Below are 4043 nucleotides of genomic sequence, written 5' to 3'. Positions count from 1 at the left end.
GAACCCGGTAACCACCAGCAAAAGCGAGACCGCAACCGTGATGGCAATGGCTTTCGGGGACGCTACGAAGCGGTGGAGGAAGTGTTTGGTGCCCCCCCAGACCCGGGACGGGCTGAACTTTTGCTCCTCCGGAAGGCCGAGCTGCAGCAGGATTGCCGGGATCACCGAGAAGGCGAAGTCGGTGTAGAAGAAGTTCCGGAAGACCGCTCCGTCGGGGTGGCGGCTGAGGATCAGCCAGGTGAAGGACAGAAGAAACCGCATGATCACGGCGATCCATGCGTAGACCGGGTACCGGCGGGGATCCCGGGCGATCGGCAGGTAGAAGACCGACACCTGCAGCAGGAGGGCCGCTGCGTTCACCACCCACGGAAAAGCGGTGATGTTCGGGGGCAGGTGGAGGGTGGTCAGGAGGAAGTCGGGGGCTATCAGCGCTGGGACTATAAATCCCAGGTTCACCAGGATTCCGATCACCATCACGACCCGGAAGATTTTGAGCCAGATGTTCATCGGCTCGGTGGTTACCGGAACCTCTTGGCTGTTCACTCGATGACCTCCCGATAGATCGGCTCCCCCGGCTTGCTCCTCACGTAGTAGCTCACCTCAGCTTTCGTCCCGGCCAGCTTCACGAGAACGAACCCGGTGTCGTAGACGCCGTCCGAGTTCATGGTCAGCTTCACCTCGTTGCCCGCCGCGTCCTTGACCAGCGCTGGCGTGTCGTCCAGATCGGTCCGCGCCTTGTAGGGCTCGTCGTCCTCCCAGACCGGCAGGGCGCCGTGGCCGATGCACCGGCCCTTGGCCATCGGCCCATAGGGTTCGTAGATCTCCAGGTTGTGCTCGTGGCCCCAGAACCAGGCGGCGACCTTGCCGGCGGTCATCGAGGTCCGGAAGGCGTTCAGCAGATTCGTGTTGTAGGCGGCGTCCTCGGCCGGCCGGTAGACCTCGTTGCCGATGGTGCCGAAGGCCGAGAAGAGCTGGTGGTGGGATATCAAGATCGTCTTGCCCCCGGCGGCGTGCTGACGCTCGATCTTGTCGATGTGCCAGACCAGCTCGTCCGGCTCGAGGAAGGTCATTCCGGTCTTGACCTCGAACGGGTCGTGGTCGTGCAGGGCGGTGTCCATGGCGAGGAACTGCCAGGCGCCGTCCGTCGTCTTGACGTCGAAGAAGCTGGCCTCCTGCGGCTGGCCGGGGTTCAGCTTGCCGATCAGCGAGTAGAACCCGGCCCCGCCGGAGTACATCTCGTGGTTGCCGGAGATCGTGTAGACCTTCGTCCTCGACCGGTCCAGGTAGCGGTCGATGATGCCCAGGAAGTTGTCCTCGGCCTCCTTGTCGGTGCCGGCGTAGTAGATGTCACCCAGGTGGATCAGCGCATCGGGGTTGTGGGCGGCGATCTGCTCCATGAGCTCAATCGCCGGGGGCATCCCGGTCCCCCAGTCCCCGAGTAGGACCACCGTGGCGTCCGGCGCCAGGGATTCGTAGACGAAGTCGTCCAGCTCCTTGAACCGGATGTACGGAATTGCCTGCTTGCGGCCGTCCGGGCCGAAGTACTCCTCGTAATCGACGAGGGCCTCGGTCCAGCCGGGGTCGCACTCACTGTCCTTCAGCTCGTCGTCGAGCTGCTGCGCCCGGGCGGTGTTACCCGAGAGCTTGGCCAGGGCCAGCTCTCCTGCCAGCCGGGTGCACTCCCAGACCTTTTGGCCGTCCTCGCCCAGCTTCTTCTCGATCTCAGGCGGCGCCACCTTGGGGACCGGCTGGCCTTCGTGCTTCATCTCGGAGTAGACCGTGGCGGCGAGCAGGTGCGGATCATCCAGGCCCTTGCGAGGGGCGTCCGGGTGCTTCGGCTTACCGACGTGGCGCTCGACCATCGACATGAACAGCGACAGCTTGTCGTTGGAGACGATGCGCAGCACCGCTACAGATCCGCGTCCGGCTTGATACCGGTGATGCCCTCGGCGACCCGCTCGCACAGGGCGGAGATGGTGGCCGTGGGGTTGGCGCCGACCGCCGTCGGCACGATGCTGCCGTCGGCCACCCAGAGGTTCTCGTACCCGAACAGCTTGCCGAAGGTTGCCGGGCCGGCACTGGTGACGCCGGTCTCCGGGCCATCCGACAGGACGCAGCCGCCGAGCGCATGCACCGTGACGTTTCGCCGGAAGGGGGGCCACCAGGTCGGCAGGGCGACGAAGTTGCCGCCGGTCTTCTTCTGGAACTCCTCCCCTGCGGCGACGATCGCGTCGTACAGCGGGCGGCTCTCCTCCAGGGGCCAGCTGGCGTCGATCGCCCCGTCCGAGCCGAGGAACATCGTGCCGTTCGACTTGTCGATACCCATGCACAGCAGGACGCTGGTGTCGTAGGAGAGGTCGGCGCCGCCGAGCAGGTCCTCGAACGCCTCGCCCGCCCGCCCGGCGGACTTGCCCTTCTGGAACAGCTCGCCGATTACACTTTTGCCGGCTTTGGCGATGGGGTCTAGCCACCCCAGCCGGGGCTGGACGCCCTCGGTGAACCAGGCGAGGAAGGCCGGGTAGCCGGCGTCCTCCAGGATGAAGGCGCGGTCCTCGTCGAAGTCCTCGAACAGGTTGAAGTCGATGCGCTGCGTGATGACCGGCCCTGCGTTGGGGTTGGATGGCCGGTCGCCGTCGATGACGAAGGACAGGAAGTCGCCGTTGCCGGAGAGGTGCTCGCCCAGGCGCTCGCTGATCCGGGGCATCGTCTTGTAAACATCTCGGGCCCGCATCAGAAGCTCGGTGGAGCCGAAGGAGCCGGCCGACACCACCACCCGGTTGGTTAGGACCCGCTCCTCCACCCAGGGGCGGGTGGTGATGTCGTTGAAGGTCACGCTGTAGCCGTGGGTGCCGTCGGCAGCCGGGTCGTCGTTACCCTCTGCGTCGACCGGCGAGATCTTGTGGACCAGGCGCTCGGTCCGAACGTCGGCCTGGTAGCGGTTCTCGGCGACGTGCAGGTAGTTGAGGTCGAGCGTGTTCTTGGAGTGGGTGTTGCAGCCGACGTCGCACTCGGCGGAGTAGACGCAGGATGTCTGCAGAGCGCCGTAGCGGTTGCGGGCCTGGACGCCGATCGGGAGCGGGCTGTCGAAGTCGTTGCCGAAGAAGACGTTCAGGTCGACCAACCGGGACTTGCGCCCCATCTCACCGGCGACCTGCTGGAAGAGCTCGGTCCTCTGGATGTGCCGGCGCGGGTCGTCGTCGGCGGAGGGGATCGGGCGGGAGCCCAGGACCTCCTTGGCGACGGCGTAGTACGGGTCGAGGTCGGACTTGCGGCACGTGCCCGGCCAGCGGGGGCCATCGAGGATGTTGGCGGGGGGCTCCAGGAAGACGTTTGCGTAGATTAGCGAGCCGCCGCCCAGGCCGGCGCAGAACACGGCGTCGAGCTTTTCGAAGTTGCGAATGTCGAACAGGCCGTGCTGCTCCTCTTCGGTCATAGCGTCCGGGCGGGTGCGGTCCTCCTCCGGGATGTTCCAGAAGTTCCGGCTGAACGCACGGGGGGACCGGGGGAAAGACCCCATCGGGTAGCGCTTGCCCCGCTCCAGGACCAGCACCTTGCCGGGCCAGCGCTTGGCGAGCCGGGCGGAGTTGATGGCGCCGCCGAAGCCGGTCCCGAGGACGACGGCTTCCCAGCGCTCGGTGGTCATGGCGTCTGGGCGGCCGGCAGGGACTGGACGTTAAGGGGACCGCGTCGAATGGCGATCCTTCTGCGACCAGGGTCTCGAGTCTTGGTCGTCTTGAACCCCCCGCTGGTTCGACCGTTGCCTTCAGGTTCGAGTATAGGAAGCGGCCCCGGCGGCTACAAGAGAATCTTGCCTTCGGTTCAGTCCGGCGCCGGCGTGCCCTCGTCGGTCTTCAGGAAGAAGATCCAGTCGCCCCGGGAGGTTATGGACGTCTGGTAGCGCTGCAGCTCCTCCGGCACGTTTTCCCCCGGGAAGTTGTAGTAGCTGTCCTCCGAGCCGGTTCCCGGGCCCTCCGGCTCGGTCACGGGCTGGATCTCAGGATCAGTGATGAGGATTTCGACCAACGAAGCGAGGGTTCTCTCGC

General features: G+C 65.8%; 4 protein-coding genes. All 4 read right to left on the bottom strand.

The window, feature by feature from the left end; translation table 11 throughout:
* Positions 1-543 (bottom strand): hypothetical protein (locus VFV09_07795; protein HEU4867614.1); only part of this gene is annotated, 543 nt, incomplete at its 3' end.
* Positions 540-1907, bottom strand: a complete 1368-nt coding sequence (locus VFV09_07790) for a metallophosphoesterase (protein HEU4867613.1) — start codon at positions 1905-1907, stop codon at positions 540-542. The genes VFV09_07790 and VFV09_07795, both read right to left, overlap by 4 nt.
* Before the next feature lie 2 nt (positions 1908-1909).
* Positions 1910-3643 carry a GMC oxidoreductase gene (locus VFV09_07785; protein HEU4867612.1) on the bottom strand — a complete coding sequence of 578 codons (1734 nt, stop codon included), beginning with the start codon at positions 3641-3643 and terminating at the stop codon, positions 1910-1912.
* Between the two features lie 176 nt (positions 3644-3819).
* On the bottom strand, positions 3820-4043 hold a 224-nt coding region (locus VFV09_07780), incomplete at its 5' end, for a hypothetical protein (GenBank protein HEU4867611.1).

Source organism: Actinomycetota bacterium (assembly GCA_035759705.1).
Classification (GTDB): domain Bacteria; phylum Actinomycetota; class CADDZG01; order JAHWKV01; family JAHWKV01; genus JAJCYE01.
This window is presented reverse-complemented; position numbering and strand designations above follow the sequence as displayed.